We start from the raw sequence: 18,894 nt of genomic DNA, 5'->3' as shown, positions 1-18,894 counted from the left end.
CGCGAAGAAACCTTTGTAGAAATCTTCTACATTTGGCTCTAACGGCTTGACGAGACCGATCTGTATCAATATTGGAACGGGCCAAGGCGCTACCAACTGATTTGGCAACTGCCTTACGGAAGGCCTCGTGGCGGAGTGGTTACGCAGAGGACTGCAAATCCTTGCACCCCGGTTCGATTCCGGGCGAGGCCTCCAATATTTCCATATATAAAATCAATAGACTATTGAGATCAGCGTCGAATTCGACATGGCGAGCCTTGTTGCATCATGTTGGAAGTTAATTCCTATAAATTACAAATGGTGACGCAAAAATTGGGCGAACCCGTGTGACATCGAGCGCAACATACTTGGCTCTGTTTGTTGTCGTGAACAAAACAAAAGCCTCGGCAGGTGAAGTCTAAAGAAATTGCAGTCATGTTTGGTGGTATTTGTGTTCGTGTAACACGCAATAAATACGTAATTTAGACGCTTTGTAATTTCGACAGAATTGGCAAGCGCAATCCCGCTATTGCCAGATAAGAAATATTTCAAACACTTCTGAACTCTAACGGCGCAAGGACAAGACTTTGCGGCCACTATTCATATCAGCTGACTAAGAATAACGCCCGTACCAGCACTACATAGCGCAACAAGCACCAAGAACCTCGGTATCGAAAGCTGCTCGATCCATTCAATCGCTCGTATACGAGGCGCTTCTATGCCTTTCTTATCAAGCATTATCCCCTCCCACTATTTTTGTATATTTTATCATACGGTCAAAATTTGTCACCCGTCACTTTAGTTTAGAACGAGATCAGCTATTTACCGATGTGTAAGAACACCAAACACCGCGAGAAAAAATGAGAAACCATTGAAAAAAATGACGCATGTATTGTATGACTGATTTGATGCATCGGGCGGGACGTAAACTATACTTGGCAGGAGAGCCAGCTATGTCACCGAAGCTTAAAGCTGCCCTTGTGGGTGCAGTCATCGCAGTTGTTGTCGGCTTTGCCGCGTCGCAAGGACTGATCAGCCAACAGACAGCAGAAGACATAAAAACCAAGACAAATGAGGTCCTTGCAGAAGAACCTGCACCAGCACCTCAACAGCCTGCTCCCGCGCCTGCCGAAGCTTCTCAACCGCAAGAAAACGATACGCCGGCACAATAAGGCTCAAAGCGACTTCAACCCACCGCTTCCGCCGGCATTAAAAACCGGACCAACCTGTAATAAGCGACCCAGCTAGCGTCCGGTTAGAACTTTCGGGGCAAGGATTAACTGACCTTGTCCGTTGACATAATCCATATTGAAGTAAGCTCTGGCCCATTGAGAGAGCCAAGGAATGAAGCGCAACCGTTTCATCGACGAACAAATTATTGGTATTCTGAAGGAGCATGAGGCGGGCACACTGGTCTCGGAGCTTTGTCGTAATCACAGCGTCAGCGATGCCAGCATCTATAAATGGAAGGCCAAGTTCGGCGGGATGGACGTATCTGAGGCCAAGCGACTGAAGACGCTGGGGGACGAAAACACGAAGCTGAGGTGTCTCTTGGCGGAGGCGATGCTCTATAATGCAGCTTTGAAGGACCTTTTGTGACGCCCGCAGCCCAACGGAATGCTGTCGCGTATCTGATGAACCACCATCGGATGAGCGAACGGCAGACGTGTAAAGCCATCAGCGTTTGCCGGATGACGGTTCGTTACGAAAGCAGCTGTATCGACGACCATGACCTTCGCGAGCGAATGAGACTCTTCCGATTCTATCGGGAGGAGAAGTTGACAGTAAGCAAGCGTGGCGGTCGGAAGCGAGCGATAGGCACACGTACACCGATGCTGATCCCGATGGCAGCCAATGATCGTTGGTCGCTAGACTTCGTTTCGGATCAACTCACCGATGGACGCAGGTTCCGGATCCTGACTGTCGTCGATGATTGCACGAGGGAGTACCTGGCACTCGTCGGCGAGACGTCGCTTTCCGGTTTGCGCGTTGCCTGCGAGCTTGACCGGATCATTGAGGAACGCGGCAAACCCCGACTGATCGTCAGTGACAATGGCAGCGAATTCACCAGCAACGCGATCCTGCAATGGACGGCTGCGAGACGAGTTCTTGAATGAAACCTTCTTCTCGTCATTGCCCCAAGCTCGCTCAGCGCTTTCAATTTGGCGCAGCGATTACAACGGCCACCGACCACATTCTATTCTCGGCTGGCTGACACCTGCCAAGTTCGCTCAGACTATCGACCCGCGACGCGATGCGGTACTGCGCAGCCGAAATGGGTCCGCACCGCAACCCGCCGCTACCGCCCCAAATACAGCAACCCAAAACCGCTGGAGCGAACTCAAAACTGGATAAAATTTTTTTGGGGGGGGCACGGTCAGACATTTTCACCAGACTTGAATCACATCAAGTTAGCCTTCTTGATATCTCCCCAACCTTCAATAATCGCTCGGAGGAAGCGCGAACCAACGCTCCCCGCACGGGCCAATGGCAATCCAATTGATCTGCCACCCTTGACCATCAATGTTACCTAATGTTTGTAACACGCCGAATTGTTATCGGATCAACTGAACAAGCATGTGGGCGCAGACCGCGATAACAAAAACTGCGGCGAATCCGGATTCGAGACGAAAATACCAAGGCATTGCCATTCTCCAATCATGGTTAACAGACAGCTAACCAACGCACGAAAAACGATTTGGTTCAAAATGCTTCAGCAAAGAATGAATATCATCACCCGTTAAAGGACGCATCATAGCTTCATTGCTATCTATCCGCTTTGAATTGAGATGATACCGGCGAGCTCACATGGAGGGATTTTGATCATTCGCGAAGGTATGGCCGACCGTACAATGCCTGCGCTCTCAAGCGCTTAGCTACGTCGTCTCGACAAACTCGCTAAATCGTTAGCGTGCCCTTACACCGCAATCAATAGAGTGTCCAAGTAGTTCGGTCACGCACCAAAGTGCACTGCGCCAGAAACTTCGTTTTGAATGCAATGAAAAACTGAGCAACTTCATGAGATGAAGTGGCTCCCCGGGCCGGATTCGAACCAGCGACCAACCGGTTAACAGCCGGTTGCTCTACCGCTGAGCTACCGGGGAACAGGTGCTCGTCGTGTCAGCGAGGTGGCGTATAGCAAAAGGATTTCGCGTTTGCAAAGGGCTAAATCCATTTTTTTTCATCTTTTTGCATTATGGGACAAAAACCCTATATTCTCTGGGACGTTTTCCTCCTGTGAATTGTAACATATCAGCCTAAGAGATGCGCCTGTGAGTGACGAATACGCCGAAACACCCCGGAAAAAAGCCATCGTGATTCTTGGTCGGCGAATCCCAATGCCGCAATCAGTCATGATGCGGCGCATGCTTGGCGGCACGCTCGTCGTCGGCGGCTCGTTGGGGTTTCTCCCGATTCTCGGTTTCTGGATGCTTCCACTTGGGCTTATCGTGCTTTCTCACGATTCTCATCGCGTCCGTCGCTTGCGCCGCAGAAGTGAAATCCACATCTGGCGCAAATGGCTGAAACGAAGGCCGACCGACGCGTAAAGTTGTTCAGCTATTGCGTGCCTGATGTTGCTATCGCCCAGCCCCATTGCTCTATGAGGACGACACAAGAATGGGCCATCATTGCCAAGAGCGCCCCGATAGTTCTACTTGCGTAATTCGCCTGGCGTGGTCTGTCGGTGTTTTCGCAAAGCCGTTGTAAGATGGCTCTGGCTGGAAAAATTCAAATGGTGTGCGATCTCATTTATTGGCATCGATGTTTTTCTGAGGCACCGCTCAGCTTCGTCAAGCCTCAGTTCCATCAGGTACTGGTGAGGCGTCTGCCCAAAACTCTTTCGAAAGCATGTCGAAAAATGCCCAGCTGAAATTCCCAACAATGCTGCCATATCTGGAACCGAAAGAGGCTTGTGAAAGTTTTGGTTGAGATAGGCTTCTATCTGATGACGCGCTGCTTTGCTGAGTCCGACCTTATTGTCGATTGAAGCGCGCTCATTTAACAAGCTGCGCGCGACCGTGCGCATTAGAACCAACCCGAGAGCATTCAGGTAAGCTTCATCCTGCCCACCTCGCCGGCAAATTTCATCCCAGATCATATGAGATAGCGGCATGCAATCTTTGCATGAGAAACTCGCAACGTTCTTGGAGCCGTTGATTTCCCCGAATAGAGAGGCCAGAAAGGGCCCGTCCTGCAAAAGCTGCTCATCTGGCTGCATGGATATGATTTCGATGGGATTCGGCCAGTCGATTGATAAATCCGTAGAAGCCGGAATAATGAAAACAGTTCCAGCGGGGTAACTAGATTTCTCATCTTGCCGCACAGAAGAATACCATTTTAAATTGTGGACCTGTTCTCGCAGAACCATGATGGTTGTAACATCTCTGTGGTAACTCGCCACCCCGATTTGGGTAGTCGCGCACGTTAAACCGCTCTTGCTCGCTTTCGTCTGCACTTTTGTACCAGCCTCCTTCCCCGCTCTCTAACCTGTAATAATTGATTGAAATTCAATCACTAAGCTCATCCTCACCTTAATCATTCGATCTGAAAACAGAGAATAAGAACACACAGTTTGTTGCTAGACCGCGCACAGCCTCCCTGTCGTACACTTGTAAAAAATACAACCAATCAACTTCAATGTTCACAATAATACAATTTAAACGTGTAGTTGAAATTTGCAATCGGAATCTCAAGCGCTAAACATCGATTATTCTTTTGCAAATGGTTCGCAATAGCACTTGATCGTAAAACAGCGATCGGCTATGCAATTGCAACTGATTGGCAACAAGGATTTGGATATGCTGCGTCGTATTTTACGAACAACAACACTCGGCCTCGTGAGCGGAGCTCTTCTCTGGACAAGCGCAAGCGTTGCTTTTGCGGAGAAATTCAAGGCCGTGACGACATTCACTGTTATCGCCGATATTGCGCAGAATGTTGCGGGCGATGCCGCGACGGTTGAGTCAATCACGAAGCCAGGTGCCGAGATCCACAATTATCAGCCAACACCGGGAGATCTGATTAAAGCTCAGGACGCCAAGCTGGTCCTCTGGAATGGCCTTGGTCTGGAACTATGGTTCGAAAAATTCTTTTCGCGTCTCAAGGATGTTCCAAGCGCAGTTGTTTCCGATGGCGTTGATCCAATCGATATCAGCGAGGGACCTTATAGCGGCAAGCCAAATCCGCATGCCTGGATGTCACCGAATGCCGCATTGATCTATGTCGACAATATTCGGGATGCGTTTGTCAAAAATGATCCGGCGAACGCTGACATCTACAAGGCAAATGCAGAGATTTACAAAGCGAAGATTAAAGCGACGATCGATCCTATCCGGGCTGAGCTGACGGCTATTCCTGAAGACAAGCGTTGGCTCGTTTCAAGTGAAGGCGCATTCTCCTATCTGGCTCGGGACTTCGGTTTGAAAGAGCTTTATCTCTGGCCAATCAATGCAGACCAACAGGGCACTCCACAGCAGGTGCGAAAAGTGATCGATGCAGTGCGCGAAAATGGCATTACGGCTGTCTTTTCCGAAAGCACGGTTTCTCCTGCCCCAGCCAAGCAGGTCGCTCGTGAGACCGGCGCAAAATATGCCGGTGTTCTCTATGTTGATTCACTTTCGGACCCCGACGGTCCCGTGCCGACATATATTGATCTCCTGAAAGTCACCTCCAGCACGATTGCCCAAGGGCTCAAACAATGAATGCACCCATAGATCTTCATGGAGATACCTTCGCCGTGCTGGATAAAAGCGCGGTCGACGGTATCAACGTGCAAAATGCAACTGTCACGTATCGAAACGGCCATACGGCTTTACACAATGCAAGTTTTACGACCCCAACCGGAACGATTACAGCGCTTGTCGGCGTCAACGGATCCGGCAAGTCGACCCTGTTCAAAGCGATTATGGGGTTTGTCAAACTAGCCAAGGGCGAAATATCTATTCTCGGAATGCCGGTTGGGGCTGCGCTCAAGAAGAACCTAGTGGCTTACGTCCCGCAAAGTGAGGACGTCGACTGGAACTTTCCGGTTCTCGTCGAAGATGTCGTCATGATGGGTCGCTACGGCCATATGGGCATGATGCGCATCCCGCGCCGCGCCGACAAAGAAGCCGTAGAAAAAGCGCTTGATCGCGTGAATATGCTCGAATTTCGTCATCGACAGATCGGTGAGCTTTCAGGCGGGCAAAAGAAACGGGTATTTCTTGCACGAGCGCTCGCACAAGACGGGCGCGTCATTCTTCTGGATGAACCCTTCACTGGCGTAGATGTGAAGACCGAAGAAGCAATCGTCACACTTCTTCGCAGTTTGCGAGATGAGGGGCGCGTCATGCTGGTCTCGACCCACAATCTTGGCAGTGTTCCCGAATTCTGCGACCGAACCGTATTACTGAAACGAACAGTTCTCGGTTACGGGCCGACTGCGGAGGTTTTCACACAAGAGAACCTCGAAAAGACTTTCGGCGGCGTGCTGCGCCATCTTGTACTCGGCGAGACTAGCGGTGCAGGACGAGGCGCCGTCAGCGTCATAACTGACGATGAGCGCCCGTTTGTTGTTTATGAGAACGAAGACTCCGCGACCCGCAAACGGAGCCAGCAACAATGACCGTATTACTTGAGCCGTTCAGTTATAGCTACATGCTGAATGCGATGTGGGTTTCGGCGCTGGTGGGCGGGGTATGTGCCTTTCTTTCGGCTTATCTCATGCTGAAAGGTTGGTCGCTGATTGGCGACGCTCTATCCCATTCCATCGTCCCTGGCGTTGCGGGCGCTTATATGCTTGGCCTCCCCTTCTCCATCGGCGCATTTTTCTCTGGCGGTCTCGCCGCAGCAGCGATGCTCTTTCTCAACCAACGTACAAAGCTGAAGGAAGATGCGATCATCGGTCTGATCTTCTCGTCATTCTTCGGGCTTGGCCTCTTCATGATCTCGTTAAAGCCGACGGCCGTCAGCATTCAGACCATCGTTCTCGGCAATATCCTCGCCATCACACCGGAAGATACTCTACAACTGGCAATCATCGGCTTCGTTTCCCTGTCGCTGCTTCTTTTGAAGTGGAAAGATCTGATGGTAGTGTTCTTCGATGAAAACCATGCGCGTTCGATCGGTCTCAAGCCCAATCTGTTGAAGATCATGTTCTTCACATTGCTGTCGGCATCGACTGTCGCCGCGATGCAGACGGTTGGTGCCTTTCTCGTCATCTGTATGGTGGTAACGCCCGGTGCAACCGCATATCTACTGACAGACCGGTTTTCGCGACTGCTTTGGATTGCTGTTGCTATCGGCTCTGTCACAAGCTTCACAGGAGCCTATGTAAGCTATTTTCTGGACGGTGCGACGGGAGGCATCATCGTCGTTCTCCAGACGCTTGTCTTCCTCAGTGTATTTCTGCTTGCTCCAAAGCATGGGCTGCTGGCCGCACGCCGCAAAGCGGCAATCGCTCTAAGGGAGTTCCAGCAATGACCATTCTGGATATGCTGGCCTCACCGTTTCAGTTCGAGTTCATGCGCTATGCACTGGCTATTTCCGTGCTCATCGCGATACCAACAGCATTGCTGTCGTGCTTTCTGGTCCTCAAGGGCTGGTCATTGATGGGTGACGCTATCAGCCACGCGGTTCTTCCGGGTGTGGTTGTCGCCTATATTATCGGAATACCCTTCGGTATCGGAGCCTTCGTAGCGGGCATGGCCTGCGCCCTTGCAACCGGCTACCTCACCGAAAACAGCCGCATCAAGCAGGATACGGTGATGGGCATCGTATTCTCCGGCATGTTCGGTCTTGGTCTGGTTCTTTATGTTGCGATCCGCTCGACGGTGCATCTCGATCATATTCTGTTCGGCGACATGCTCGGAATAACATTGTCCGACCTCATCGAAACGGCTATTATCGCCGCACTGACCGCTGGTATTCTTGTGGTCAAATGGCGCGACTTCCTGCTGCACGCTTTCGATCCGGCGCAAGCCAGAGCCGTCGGCCTACCGGTCCGCCTGCTGCATTACGGCTTGCTTTGCCTGATTTCACTTACAATTGTCGGCGTTTTGAAGGCCGTAGGCATCATTCTGGCTATCGCCATGTTGATTGCGCCCGGTGCAATTGCGTTTCTGCTCACACGCAAATTCAGCACCATGATGCTGCTCGCCGTAACAATTGCGGTCACCGCATCCTTCTTCGGTGTCTATCTGGCTTTTTTCATCGACAGCGCGCCCGCTCCGACAATCGTTCTGCTGATGACCGCAATGTTTCTCGCCGCGTTCATCTACTCTTCCCGGAGAAATGCCAAGTTCGAAGAACGTGCAGAAGAAGTTTGACTGAACGCTCATAACAAGCTGGGTCCTGTACACTCTCCGTCGGACCTGCTTGCGTGCGACGTGGACAGCTTTGCAAAGCTGTCCACGTCTTCGTCTTTACGTCATACAGCTGTTATAAATTCTCGCTAAACAGCGCCTAGACGACGTTCCAAAATGGAACTGAAGATAGTTTTTTCAGCGCAACTTCACTTTTGCGGCTTGTCGAGGTGGCTTAAAGATGCTTCAATCCAATTTGCACGGCTGTGCAGAAAAAATAAAATCAGCCGGCGATCCTGGGGAGGAGACGCTTATGCCAGCGTTTTTGGAGGTGGCGGACGCGCGCGTTCGTTATGGCAACAATGAAGTTCTCAAAGGCGTAAATCTATCCGTCAAGAAGGGTGAGTTCGTCGCGCTTCTCGGCTCGTCTGGGTGCGGCAAGACAACCCTGCTGCGTGCGATTGCAGGCTTCAACATGCCGTCCAACGGTGCGATCCGTGTAGACGGCAGAGACGTCACCAAATCGCCCCCGGATAAACGCGGAATGGCCCTTGTCTTCCAGTCTTACGCGCTCTGGCCGCATATGACTGTCGCGCAGAACATGGGTTATGGTCTGCGTATTCGTGGCACGACGAAGGAGACCATCAAGCAGAAGGTTGATGAAGTTGCTTGCCTGCTGGGGCTGGATGCTTTGCTGGAGCGCAAACCTGCCGCCCTTTCCGGCGGACAACGCCAGCGCGTCGCCCTCGGGCGCGCCCTCGCCATTCAGCCTGACATCCTGCTTCTCGATGAGCCGCTCTCCAATCTCGATGCACGCATCAGACTATCGGTTCGCCATGAGATCAGCGCTTTGCAGCGCCGTCTCGGCATTACAGCTGTTCACGTAACGCATGATCGGGAAGAAGCCATGGTCATGGCCGACCGTATCGTCATTCTCAATAATGGCGAAATTGCTCAGGCAGGTGCTCCAGAAGAGGTTTACAACCACCCCGCCTCGGATTTCGTCGCGGCATTTATGGGCGCTGAGAATCTGATCGAAGTACCAATCCAGATCAAAGCCGACCGTATCGAGATCGCAGCAGGCGCCAACAACAAGGCGAGCACGATTTCGGCAGGACGCCGAAATCTGTCCGACGGCATGGCATCGGCTCGTTTCCGCAGCGAAGCAGCCTGTCTCACCAAGCCGGGAGTTGATCGGAACTCCCCGACGTCCGAATTAGCCCTCAACGGCACGGTGGAGCAGACCAGCTATCCCGGTGGCCTCTGGAGACACATGATCCGCGTCGGGGATCGGCACATCATGGTCGACGCACAGGAAAGCCATCAGCCCGGCGCCAATGTAGAAATCCACATACCTGAACACGCCCTGTTTCTGTTCGACAAATAGTCAGGCGCTCGCCGTCTTTTCGTCAGTGTGCTGATGATGCGTCATTGAGTTAATGGGAGACTAGAGATCAACGAAATACGCAATTCACGTTGAACTTGATCGTGCACAGCTGTGCACGTTGACCTCGACGTCTTTCCCGCACCAAAATGGGGCCCCCCGTTTCAAGATCGTTTTCACGGGCATTTTCGTGCCCGTGAATGCCACCATTCCCGATAGACGCCACTGGATGCACTGCATCTGCTTTCAATCAAAAGACCGGAAATCCCGGTTTCATACAGGAGTCCTTTTCATGAGAACTATCCTGAACGCGGCAATGGCAATTGGCCTCACCGTTGCACCCGCCACCGCCGATGAGCTTACCGTCATCACGGCAGGTGACCAGAACATGGTTGACTATATCAATCAGTATCTCGGACCGTTGTTCGAGAAGGAAAATCCCGGAACGACCGTTCGCGTTGTGGGAACAGGTCCCGGCGATGCGGGTTCGCAGAAGGTTCTCGAGCGTTTCGAAGCCCAGTCCAAGGCTGGCGTGGAAAAATGGGACACCGACGTCGCCGTCGTCCACGAGAAGTTCGTCGGACCTATGGTAACAGCGAAGTTCCTCGAAAATTATCGCGGCAAAATCGACAGCGGTAAGCTGGTGACGCGCGATAATGCGAAAATGGCGCTCGGTACGGATGTCGACGGCTACGTCATGCCGATGTTCAACAGCCAGACCGCACTTGCCTACAATCCTGCACTCGTTGCCAATCCGCCAAAGAGTTATGACGAGCTCGTCGCATGGGCCAAGGAAAACCCAAAGCAATTCGGCTATAACGGCATCAAGGGTGGCGCATCGGGCGTGAGCTTTGTTATGGGCTGGATCTATGCTTATGGTGGCGACGCAGACAAGCTGATGAAGGGTCCATTCGAAGAGGGCGAAGCGAAGAACTGGGACAAGGCGTTTGCCTCGCTAAAGGACTTTACTAAGAACGCCACCCTCACCCCAGGCAATGCAGGCACTCTCGACATGTTGAGCCGTGGCGAAATCGCGATGGGACCAGTCTGGGTCGACATGTTCTATTCGTGGAAGGCGAATGGACAGCTTCCCCCGGAAATGAAACTTGTCCTACCGGCTCCCGGCATGCCCGGTCAGCCGATGCATTATGTGATCCCGGAAAAAAGCGCGCATAAGGAACTGGCCGAAAAATTCGTGGCATTGGCGACGAGCCCGAAAGTACAGGCCGAAGGTATCGTGAAGCGCTTCAACTGGTATCCGGGCATCGATGCCGACCATGTCAAGGCAGAGCTGGACGGTGACACCTGGAACAAGCTCTTCACCGACATTTCGCCGGATGAGCTTGCTAAATACGGCAAACCCTTCCCAATCGCACCTTATAACAGCGCGATTCTGGAAGCTTATGAGCGTCAGGTCGGCAATTAAGTCCGACAATCCTGCCTTCTATCGGAGCGCTTTGACGAACTGGGTTCCATTCGGAGCGCTCCGAAATTGACGCCGGATTACGCAATCAAAGCACCACGAGTGTTTCCGGCGCGCATCCTACTTCATGAGGTTTCGAATGTCGCATCGACTGACGGGGATTCTTCTTGTCGCGCCGGCACTGGCGATCGTCCTATTGCTGTTCATCGTACCGCTTTTTGGAGCGATCACCGGAGCTTTCAATGTTTCCGGGGAATGGGGAACCGGCAATTTCACCAAAGCATTCGAACTTTATTCCAGCGACATCATCTTCACCTTTGTCATCGTTACACTGTCGTCCCTGCTGATTGCGTTATTCTCTATCGCCATCGGCGGTTACCTGACGCTTGGCTCGAACCCGCGCGCTGTCACTGTCCTGCGCTGGCTCTATCGCTGGCCGCTTTTCATCCCCTTCATTGTCGTTGGCCAGATACTCCGCACCTTCCTTGCCAAGAACGGGTTGATGAACAGCCTGCTCATCGAAACAGGGGTCCTTACCCCCTTGCAGGCAATGAGCTTTCTCGACTGGCGTGGCATCGTCATTGCATTCGTCTGGAAACAGACGCCATTTGTCACGTTGTTGCTGGCAGGTGCAATGGCATCCATCGATCGCAGCACGATTGAATCCGCTCGCAATCTTGGTGCCGGGCGGCTGCGCATTCTCATCGAGATTGTTCTGCCGCAAGTCCGCCAAACGCTGCTCGTTGGGTTGATACTGAGCTTTGTCACCATGATGTCCGTCTTGTCCGTGCCTTTGATGATCAACGCCCAATCACCAACGATGATTACGGCAAACATGGCATTCCGTATCAATGCTTATGGGGATTACGGCGTCGCAAATGCATTGGGTACGATCTCGCTCCTCATGACCAGCCTCGTCGCCTGGGTTTACCTGCGCCAGACCATGAAGGAACACGGCCAATGAGCAACATCATCGACTGGCGCTGGATACCACGTGGCATATTGCTTGGTCTGCTCGCCTTCGCGATTTTCGGGCCACTCGCCAACCTGCTTCTGTGGGCTGTAGCTGAGCGTTGGTATTTCCCACACACACTGCCGCTTCAGTATGGTTTCTCTTTCTGGACGAATGTGTTTTCGCCTCGCGGCAATGCGCTCTCGTCACTTGGCACAAGCGTTCTTATTGCAGGCCTGACAGTGATCGTTTCACTTGGCCTCGCCATTCCCGCCGGTTACGCTCTCGCACGCCTGAAACTGCCGTTTCGCGGGCTGATCCTGCTGACGCTGCTGATCCCGCAAGCTTTTCCGAACCTGCCCGTTTACGTAAACATCGCGCAGATGTTCTACTCGTTCGGCTTGAATGGCACGATCACAGGTGTCGTTCTGGTGCATGTCACTCATGGTCTGGTCTATGCCGTCTGGATCGCCACGGCAGCGTTTTCGGCAATTGATCGGGAGCTTGAAGAAGCGGCGCGCTCAATGGGCGCTTCCGCCCTCAAGACGTTCTTCGACATCACCCTGCCAATAGCCGCACCGGGTTTGCTTGCAAGCGCGATCTTTGTCTTTCTTGAATCGCTCGACGAGTTCACCGGCACTTATTTCGTTGGCGCCCCTGATATTTCCACCCTGCCCTTGCTGCTTTATACAGCGAGTTCCGGCGGCAATTATCAAATCGCGTCGATCAGCGCATTGATATTGCTGGTGCCATCAATTGCCTTCATGTTCGTGGTCGAGCGCTTCCTCAGGGCCGATGTTCTTTCAAAAGTAGGGCGATAAAATGCCGGATAAAGAAATGCAGCGAGAACAAGACGGCGCGGATAACCAGCCACGGTTCATCAGCGCGCATGAAGTCGCGCTCGAGGCAGGCGTGTCACGCTCCGCTGTGTCCCGAACCTTTACGCCTGGCGCCAGTGTTTCGCCCTCAACACGCGAGAAAGTGCTCAAAGCTGCCGAAAAACTTGGATATCAGGTCAATGACCTTGCGCGCGGTCTTCTTGCCAATCGCAGTCGTATCGTCGGAATGATTGCGGCAGACCCGGATAGTCCTTTTCGCTCCCGCCAGATTGCAGCGCTTTCCCGTCGACTTGCAGCACGTGGCAGTGTGCCGGTGTTGATCCCGACCGGCCAGCATGGAGAAAACCTCTCTGCAGCCCACGAAACGCTGTTGCGCTATCGTGCCGAAGCGACGGTAGTTCTTTCCGGCATGCCCTCGTCGTCATTTGTCGATCTTGCCCAACGAAACGGCCAGACCCTGATCCTTGTCGGGCGAACCGAAGAGGGAGCCGATCATATTCACATCAACAATCGACTAGCCGCCGAAACGGCTGTCGAAATTTTCGCGGCACGAGGCATGAAAAAGCTTGGCCTCATAACGTCGAATGTCGGTAGTCTCAATCTGATTGAACGTGAGGAAGCTTTCATCGCCAAAGGCAAAAGCCTCGGATTGAGCGTCAGTATACAGCGCGGTGACCTGACCGACTATGACGGCGGTTACGGCGCGGCCTCCTTACTCCTCGGCGAGCGAGAGCGCGTCGAAGGCGTGTTTTGCGTCAACGACCTTATGGCTTTCGGCCTGATGGACTGCGCGCGCGATGTCTTCAATCTCTCTATTCCTGACGATATTTCGGTTATCGGCTTCGATAATGTCACGGAAGCACGCTGGGGGGCCTACCGGCTGACAACATTCGATCAGAATGCTGAACGCCTCTCTGCCGAAATCATCCGTCTGCTTGACGAGAGACAGGCCGCGCCAAATGCGCTGCCTCAGACAGTTGTGCTCGAACTACCGCTCATATTGCGGAACAGCGTCAGGCCACTTAAAAACGAACGCGGCGTTCGAGGGATGCCAAATCAATGACTTTCCACTCCATCTGGTTGCGTCCTGCACGCGATGACCTCAAATTTCTGGAATCCATCGTTGCAGAACTGGCTGGCCACTTTGCTTCGCCCGTATTTGAACCACATGCGACACTTGTACCCGATATGATACGCTCGGCAGACGAACTGCTGCCGCTGGTGCTCAGCCTTGCGGTCGGTCGCAAACCTCTGGATGTTCTCATTGAGAACGTGACCGGAACCGAGGCTTATTTCCGCTCTTTCTACGCCACGCTGCAGAAAACACCTGCACTCATGGCACTGAAACAGGATTCACTGGGTATATCTGGAGAGAACGACATCTCGACTTTCCTTCCACATGTTTCGCTTGCCTATGGCGTTGCTGATCGAGCTTCGCGCGAAACAGAGATGACTCGCCTAGCAAGATCACTTGCTGGTCGCAATCTACGCTTCGACCGAATGGTGATCGTCAGTTCTTCAAGCGAGACACCAATCGATCAATGGATCGTCAAACACGAAATTTATCTTGCCGGATAGAAAAAGCCTGCCAGTCGGCAGGCTCTCTATACGTCCTCTCGGCTCTAAAGCGGACGCGGATACTGCCTGTAAACTTTTTCGATATCAGTCAGGACATCTTCCGACAGTTTGACTTGATGGGCCGCGATATCGGTCTTCAACTGATCTACAGTCGTTGCGCCTATGATGGCCGAGGTCATAAACGGGCGTGTCAATGTAAAGGCAATCGCCATCTGGGCGATGTCGAGACCGTGCTTCTTCGCAACATCGATATAGGCGCGAATTGCGGGCTCTGAGTGAACATTGTTCCGCCAGATGCCGCCTTCGGAAATGACCGCGCGCGAACCGGCGGGCAACCTGCCGCCCAGATATTTCCCGGTCAGAACGCCAGCTGCAAGCGTCGAATAAGCAAGCAGTCCAACGTCTTCGCAGAGCGCCAGCTCTGCCATGTCAAAATCGAACTGGCGCTGCAGAAGACTATATTCGTTCTGGATTGAGGCGATGCGTGGCAGACTGTGCTGCTCCGCCAACCGAAGCCACTGCATCGTTCCCCAGGCTGTCTCATTGGAAAGACCGATATGCCTGATCTTTCCGTCGCGAACCATGTCTCCGAGCCCGAGCAGAACATCATGCATCTGTTGAGTTTCTGCCGCACAATCCGTGTTGGACGGATCGAAGCTCCAGCTCTGGCCGAAATGGTAGTGTGCACGCATCGGCCAATGGACCTGATAGAGGTCAATATAGTCCGTCTGAAGCCGTTTCAGACTGTTCTCCACCGCCTCGCGAACACTGGTTCGGCTTGGCCTGGCGCCGTCTCGAATCCACTTCTGCCTACCGCCACCGGCGATCTTGCTCGCCAGTACGATCTTGTCACGTTTTCTAGATTTCTTGAGCCAACTACCAATGTAGGTCTCTGTCTTGCCATAGCTTTCCGAACTCATCGGTATGGCATATCCCTCGGCAGTATCAATAAAGTTGATACCAGCATCGAGAGCAATGTCGAGCTGCTCATGAGCATCGGACTCGGTATTCTGTACGCCCCAGGTCATGGTGCCGAGGCAAATTTCAGTGACAGTAAGGCCGGTACGGCCCAAAGGCTTCATTTTCACGAGAATTTTCCGGATCGATTGTTCGCGACTGCGCGATATGAGAATGGGACCAATTGATAGCCCCGCTCTACCGTAACTGACAAGCCTGTCACGAAAGTTTTAGATAAAACTATAGAAACCGTTCAGCCGAATAGGGTTTCGGATCGACAAACGGCTCTTCTCCCACGAGCATCTCAGCGAGCAAGCGTCCTGTCGCAGGCCCAAGCGTCAATCCATGATGAGCATGACCGAAATTGAACCATAGTCCCTTATGTTTTGGCGCTGCCCCAATCACCGGGCGCATATCCGGCAGGCACGGGCGCAATCCAAGCCATGGCGTCGTTTCGATGGGGTCTCCCAACTGAGGCACAAGCTTGCGCGCGATTTTCTCGTCCTTCCTGAGTTGTATATGGTTGGCAGGCGCATCCGGTGAAGCAAACTCTATGCCTGTCGACAGCCGCACACCTTGTACCATTGGGGCAAGAACATAGCCCGCTTCTTCATCCACCACTGTATGACCAAGCCGCGAGCCATCCTTCATGGTGAAATGAAGATGATGACCACGCTTGATGCCAAGCGGGACCGGATAGCCGAACTTTCGGAAGATGAGGCCGGATTGCGGACCAAGTGCGACCACAACATCGCGCGCACGGACGATACCCACCTCCGTCGCCACCTGCCAGCCACTCTCATTCTGTGCCAGGCTTGCAGCATCTCCGTGAACGGAGACGCCACCATTCCTGCCGAACAGATCAGCATAGGCTTTAACCAGCCCACCCGGGTTCACAACCGTCTTGGGGTCAAGCCAGTGAATGCCACCAACCACATCGCCAAGCGACGGTTCACGCTGGCGCAAGGCTGCCGCATCCAGAATATCATAAGACAGTTTGAAGCGTTGCAAATCGGGCAAACGGCGCACTGCTGCGTCGAATGCAGAAGATGACCGGAACACCTCGATCCATCCTTGCGACCGGATCAACCGTTCACTGCCCGATTGGGCCACCAAAGTATCATGCTCGCGAACACTCGCTTCAATCAAGGGCAACATAGCATTCGTGGCAGTCTTCAACCGCTCTGGCGACGATTCCCGCCAATATTGAAACAGCCAGCGAGCCATCTTCGGTATGTAAAACGGGTTGTAGCGAACGTCTGAGCGACGGTTCATCCCGTAACGCACAAGCGTCCAGAAGCCTTGCGGAAAGGAATAGGGAATAACGCTTGATCGCTCGATCAGACCGGCATTGCCGAAACTGGTGCCATTTCCGGGCTCACCTTTGTCAATCAGGCAGACAGAACGGCCCCGCGCCTGCAGATGTAGTGCCGTGGACACGCCAACAATACCGGCGCCCAGAACGATGACATCTTGTTGCTGAATCGGCATTTCCGGCATCCACAAAACCAAACAAATAAACGCGCCGATTGCAGCCGGCGCGTTGTTGCTTACAGCAAAGAGCTGTATCTTTTACAAGCAATCAGTAGATGTCGAAGTCGAAATATTTCTTCACGATCGTGGCATAGGTTCCATCGTCGCGAATTTTCTTGATTGCCGCATTGAACTGTTCGCGTAGATCGTCATCGCCCTGACGGAGTGCAATTCCGGTATCGGTCTGCGTGCCGGGAATATCGCCGATAAGCTTGCAACAATCCGCACCGTCGCCCTTGATCCAGTCAGAGATCGGGAATTTGTCGGAAACAACCGCATCAAGCCGCCCATTCTTCAGGTCAGCATTGGCTTCGTCGGCAGTCGGGTAAAGCTTAACATCAGCGCCAGCCTTGCCGTAGACGTCCTCCGCATAATTGCCCTGCGTCGTCGATCCCTGAGCGCCAACCGACTTTCCCTTGAATGCTTCGGCATCCAGCGATGTGATCGGGCTATCCTTCGACACGGCAACGGAAAGTGGTGTGGAGTAATATTTGTCCGTGAACGCAACTTCCTTCTTGCGCTCTTCCGTGATGCTCATCGATGCAATGACCGCATCGAACTTGTTCGACTTCAGGCCGGGAATCATCCCGTCCCAGTCGTTAGCAACAATCGTGCACTTGGCATCCATCGCCTTGCACAGGGCATTGGCTATTTCGACATCAAGTCCCTGAAGCGAACCGTCCGCCGCCACGAAATTGAAAGGTGGATACGCACCTTCGGTGGCGATGCGGATTTCTTTCCATTCTTTGGCCTGCGCCGGCAAGGCAGCGATTACAGATGCTACGCCCGCAAATAGGATGGCTTTCAACATAACTATTCCCCTTACTGCTTTGTTATCGTTGTAATTGGCAGGGCACCCCCCGCGAATGGTAGCGCCTGATTTCATGCGCTTGCCATGACTGAAGCACCGGACGCCTTCCACTGCAAGCAGGTTTTGAAGACGCCCGGAGTCTAATTTGTCACATCAATAGATGTCGAAATCGAAATACTTCTTGCGGATCGTTTCGTAGGTGCCGTCGTCACGGATTTTCTTGATTGCGGCGTTGAACTGTTCACGCAGATCGTCGTCACCCTTGCGCAGGGCAACGGCGATCTTCGTTTCAGAACCCGGAATATCACCAAGGAACTTGCAGCAGTTTGCGCCCTGCTTTTTCAGCCAATCTGCGGCGAGGAATTTATCGGCAGCGATTGCGTCCAGACGACCGCTTTCGAGATCGGCATTGGCTTCGTCAGCCGTCGGGTAAAGCTTCACATCCGCGCCTGCCTTGCCGTAGACATCATCAGCATAGTTGCCCTGCGTGGTGCCAGCCTGTGCACCAACCGTCTTTCCATCGAATGCCGACGGATCGAGCGAAGTCATATCCGTATCCTTCGGCACGACAACCGCAAGCGGGGTCGTGTAATAGCGCTCGGTGAAGGCAACCTGCTTTTCGCGCTCCTCGGTGATGGCCATCGAAGCGATGACTGCATCGAACTTGTTGGCCTGCAGGCCCGGGATCATGCCGTCCCAATCATTGGCGACAATCGTGCACTTGGCTTCCATCGCTTTGCAAAGTGCATTTGCGATATCAAGATCGAAACCTTCAAGCTTGCCATCTGGAGACATGTAGTTGAACGGCGGATATGCACCTTCGCTGGCGATGCGGATTTCTTTCCACTCCTTTGCCTGAACAGGCAAAGCGAGGAAGACTGAGGCCAGACCGGCCAGCAAAACTGATTTCAACATGACTTTCCTACTTCTTTAGAAGCGCACCCGAAAACTGTGAAACGGTTCTCAGTCAAGATGCGCCGGTAGACACACATAAGGCGGAGTAGCACATCCATCCGCCAGTCTGGATTGGGCAATGCGCTTACACCCGATCCCATTCAATTGCGACTTTGATAGGACAGATTGACTGAATACCAAAACGCAAAAAGGGTCTGCTGCGTACCAGCGCAACAGACCCAGCATTCATGCGGCAGAAGCT

General features: G+C 52.9%; 17 protein-coding genes, 2 tRNA genes and 1 pseudogene. 14 read left to right on the top strand and 6 right to left on the bottom strand.

Features of this window, described 5'->3' with window-relative positions:
• The first annotated feature begins 121 nt into the window (after positions 1-121).
• The 3 genes and pseudogenes from FG152_RS02650 to FG152_RS02640 all read left to right on the top strand — a co-directional run bounded on the left by FG152_RS02650 (position 122) and on the right by FG152_RS02640 (position 2,334).
• Positions 122-195: transfer RNA gene (locus FG152_RS02650), tRNA-Cys, on the top strand.
• A 737-nt stretch (positions 196-932) separates the two neighbouring features.
• Complete coding sequence (locus FG152_RS02645; protein WP_010658880.1) at positions 933-1,151, top strand: hypothetical protein; 219 nt, start codon at positions 933-935, stop codon at positions 1,149-1,151.
• A 172-nt stretch (positions 1,152-1,323) separates the two neighbouring features.
• Positions 1,324-2,334 (top strand): annotated as a pseudogene (locus FG152_RS02640) (transposase).
• A gap of 674 nt (positions 2,335-3,008) precedes the next feature.
• On the opposite strand, the gene FG152_RS02635 reads toward FG152_RS02640, so the two are convergent.
• Positions 3,009-3,083: transfer RNA gene (locus FG152_RS02635), tRNA-Asn, on the bottom strand.
• A 234-nt stretch (positions 3,084-3,317) separates the two neighbouring features.
• Here FG152_RS02635 and FG152_RS02630 point away from each other — a divergent pair.
• Entirely contained in the window at positions 3,318-3,527 is a 210-nt protein-coding gene (locus tag FG152_RS02630) for a hypothetical protein (RefSeq protein WP_010658883.1), read from the top strand.
• Positions 3,528-3,631: 104 nt separating this feature from the next.
• On the opposite strand, the gene FG152_RS02625 is transcribed toward FG152_RS02630, so the two are convergent.
• On the bottom strand, positions 3,632-4,435 hold the full coding sequence (locus FG152_RS02625; RefSeq protein ID WP_010658884.1) for an AraC family transcriptional regulator: 804 nt from the start codon (positions 4,433-4,435) through the stop codon (positions 3,632-3,634).
• Between the two features lie 343 nt (positions 4,436-4,778).
• On the opposite strand from FG152_RS02625, the gene FG152_RS02620 reads away from it, so the two are divergent.
• The 10 genes from FG152_RS02620 (at position 4,779) to FG152_RS02575 (ending at position 14,437) form a co-directional block, all read left to right on the top strand.
• The gene (locus FG152_RS02620) at positions 4,779-5,681 is read left to right on the top strand and encodes a metal ABC transporter substrate-binding protein (RefSeq protein WP_029375968.1); all 903 of its coding nucleotides are present in this window, start codon (positions 4,779-4,781) and stop codon (positions 5,679-5,681) included.
• On the top strand, positions 5,678-6,583 hold the full coding sequence (locus FG152_RS02615; RefSeq protein ID WP_010658886.1) for a manganese/iron ABC transporter ATP-binding protein: 906 nt from the start codon (positions 5,678-5,680) through the stop codon (positions 6,581-6,583). The genes FG152_RS02620 and FG152_RS02615 overlap by 4 nt, the downstream gene beginning before the upstream one ends.
• Positions 6,580-7,440 (top strand): metal ABC transporter permease, encoded by an 861-nt coding sequence (locus FG152_RS02610; RefSeq protein ID WP_010658887.1) that lies wholly within the window; start codon positions 6,580-6,582, stop codon positions 7,438-7,440. Before FG152_RS02615 ends, FG152_RS02610 begins: the two co-directional genes overlap by 4 nt.
• Complete coding sequence (locus FG152_RS02605) at positions 7,437-8,285, top strand: metal ABC transporter permease (RefSeq protein ID WP_010658888.1); 849 nt, start codon at positions 7,437-7,439, stop codon at positions 8,283-8,285. The genes FG152_RS02610 and FG152_RS02605 overlap by 4 nt, the downstream gene beginning before the upstream one ends.
• 289 nt (positions 8,286-8,574) lie before the next feature.
• The gene (locus tag FG152_RS02600; RefSeq protein ID WP_010658889.1) at positions 8,575-9,648 is read left to right on the top strand and encodes an ABC transporter ATP-binding protein; all 1,074 of its coding nucleotides are present in this window, start codon (positions 8,575-8,577) and stop codon (positions 9,646-9,648) included.
• 289 nt (positions 9,649-9,937) lie between these two features.
• On the top strand, positions 9,938-11,071 hold the full coding sequence (locus FG152_RS02595) for an ABC transporter substrate-binding protein (RefSeq protein ID WP_029375970.1): 1,134 nt from the start codon (positions 9,938-9,940) through the stop codon (positions 11,069-11,071).
• Positions 11,072-11,207: 136 nt separating this feature from the next.
• Positions 11,208-12,032, top strand: a complete 825-nt coding sequence (locus FG152_RS02590) for an ABC transporter permease (protein ID WP_010658891.1) — start codon at positions 11,208-11,210, stop codon at positions 12,030-12,032.
• Positions 12,029-12,841, top strand: a complete 813-nt coding sequence (locus FG152_RS02585; protein ID WP_010658892.1) for an ABC transporter permease — start codon at positions 12,029-12,031, stop codon at positions 12,839-12,841. The genes FG152_RS02590 and FG152_RS02585 overlap by 4 nt, the downstream gene beginning before the upstream one ends.
• A 1-nt stretch (position 12,842) precedes the next feature.
• Positions 12,843-13,922: a LacI family DNA-binding transcriptional regulator gene (locus tag FG152_RS02580; RefSeq protein WP_029375971.1), complete on the top strand. Its 1,080-nt coding sequence runs from the start codon at positions 12,843-12,845 to the stop codon at positions 13,920-13,922.
• The gene (locus FG152_RS02575) at positions 13,919-14,437 is read left to right on the top strand and encodes a haloacid dehalogenase (protein ID WP_010658894.1); all 519 of its coding nucleotides are present in this window, start codon (positions 13,919-13,921) and stop codon (positions 14,435-14,437) included. The genes FG152_RS02580 and FG152_RS02575 overlap by 4 nt, the downstream gene beginning before the upstream one ends.
• A gap of 44 nt (positions 14,438-14,481) precedes the next feature.
• Here FG152_RS02575 and FG152_RS02570 read toward each other — a convergent pair whose 3' ends face one another.
• The 4 genes from FG152_RS02570 to FG152_RS02555 form a co-directional block, all read right to left on the bottom strand.
• Positions 14,482-15,519, bottom strand: coding sequence for an aldo/keto reductase (locus FG152_RS02570; RefSeq protein ID WP_010658895.1), 1,038 nt, complete (start codon positions 15,517-15,519; stop codon positions 14,482-14,484).
• A 115-nt stretch (positions 15,520-15,634) separates the two neighbouring features.
• On the bottom strand, positions 15,635-16,885 hold the full coding sequence (locus tag FG152_RS02565) for an NAD(P)/FAD-dependent oxidoreductase (protein ID WP_010658896.1): 1,251 nt from the start codon (positions 16,883-16,885) through the stop codon (positions 15,635-15,637).
• Positions 16,886-16,976: 91 nt separating this feature from the next.
• Entirely contained in the window at positions 16,977-17,738 is a 762-nt protein-coding gene (locus tag FG152_RS02560; RefSeq protein ID WP_010658897.1) for an ABC transporter substrate-binding protein, read from the bottom strand.
• A 153-nt stretch (positions 17,739-17,891) separates the two neighbouring features.
• Positions 17,892-18,653, bottom strand: coding sequence for an ABC transporter substrate-binding protein (locus FG152_RS02555; protein ID WP_010658898.1), 762 nt, complete (start codon positions 18,651-18,653; stop codon positions 17,892-17,894).
• Positions 18,654-18,894 lie beyond the last annotated feature (241 nt).

Source organism: Ochrobactrum sp. XJ1 (genome assembly GCF_024701725.1).
GTDB classification, from domain to species: domain Bacteria; phylum Pseudomonadota; class Alphaproteobacteria; order Rhizobiales; family Rhizobiaceae; genus Brucella; species Brucella anthropi.
Note: the sequence above shows the minus strand (reverse complement) of the source record. Positions and strands in the feature narration are given on the sequence as shown.

What these genes read in the sequence shown, in the direction of transcription:
- FG152_RS02580 (WP_029375971.1), top strand. Translation starts at nt 12,843, where the DNA reads ATGCCGGATAAAGAAATGCAGCGAGAACAAGACGGCGCGGATAACCAG.
- FG152_RS02610 (WP_010658887.1), top strand. Translation starts at nt 6,580, where the DNA reads ATGACCGTATTACTTGAGCCGTTCAGTTATAGCTACATGCTGAATGCG.
- FG152_RS02585 (WP_010658892.1), top strand. Translation starts at nt 12,029, where the DNA reads ATGAGCAACATCATCGACTGGCGCTGGATACCACGTGGCATATTGCTT.
- FG152_RS02630 (WP_010658883.1), top strand. Translation starts at nt 3,318, where the DNA reads ATGCCGCAATCAGTCATGATGCGGCGCATGCTTGGCGGCACGCTCGTC.
- FG152_RS02600 (WP_010658889.1), top strand. Translation starts at nt 8,575, where the DNA reads ATGCCAGCGTTTTTGGAGGTGGCGGACGCGCGCGTTCGTTATGGCAAC.
- FG152_RS02595 (WP_029375970.1), top strand. Translation starts at nt 9,938, where the DNA reads ATGAGAACTATCCTGAACGCGGCAATGGCAATTGGCCTCACCGTTGCA.
- FG152_RS02560 (WP_010658897.1), bottom strand. Translation starts at nt 17,738, where the DNA reads ATGTTGAAAGCCATCCTATTTGCGGGCGTAGCATCTGTAATCGCTGCC.
- FG152_RS02590 (WP_010658891.1), top strand. Translation starts at nt 11,208, where the DNA reads ATGTCGCATCGACTGACGGGGATTCTTCTTGTCGCGCCGGCACTGGCG.
- FG152_RS02570 (WP_010658895.1), bottom strand. Translation starts at nt 15,519, where the DNA reads ATGAAGCCTTTGGGCCGTACCGGCCTTACTGTCACTGAAATTTGCCTC.
- FG152_RS02645 (WP_010658880.1), top strand. Translation starts at nt 933, where the DNA reads ATGTCACCGAAGCTTAAAGCTGCCCTTGTGGGTGCAGTCATCGCAGTT.
- FG152_RS02575 (WP_010658894.1), top strand. Translation starts at nt 13,919, where the DNA reads ATGACTTTCCACTCCATCTGGTTGCGTCCTGCACGCGATGACCTCAAA.
- FG152_RS02565 (WP_010658896.1), bottom strand. Translation starts at nt 16,885, where the DNA reads ATGCCGATTCAGCAACAAGATGTCATCGTTCTGGGCGCCGGTATTGTT.
- FG152_RS02615 (WP_010658886.1), top strand. Translation starts at nt 5,678, where the DNA reads ATGAATGCACCCATAGATCTTCATGGAGATACCTTCGCCGTGCTGGAT.
- FG152_RS02620 (WP_029375968.1), top strand. Translation starts at nt 4,779, where the DNA reads ATGCTGCGTCGTATTTTACGAACAACAACACTCGGCCTCGTGAGCGGA.
- FG152_RS02555 (WP_010658898.1), bottom strand. Translation starts at nt 18,653, where the DNA reads ATGTTGAAATCAGTTTTGCTGGCCGGTCTGGCCTCAGTCTTCCTCGCT.
- FG152_RS02605 (WP_010658888.1), top strand. Translation starts at nt 7,437, where the DNA reads ATGACCATTCTGGATATGCTGGCCTCACCGTTTCAGTTCGAGTTCATG.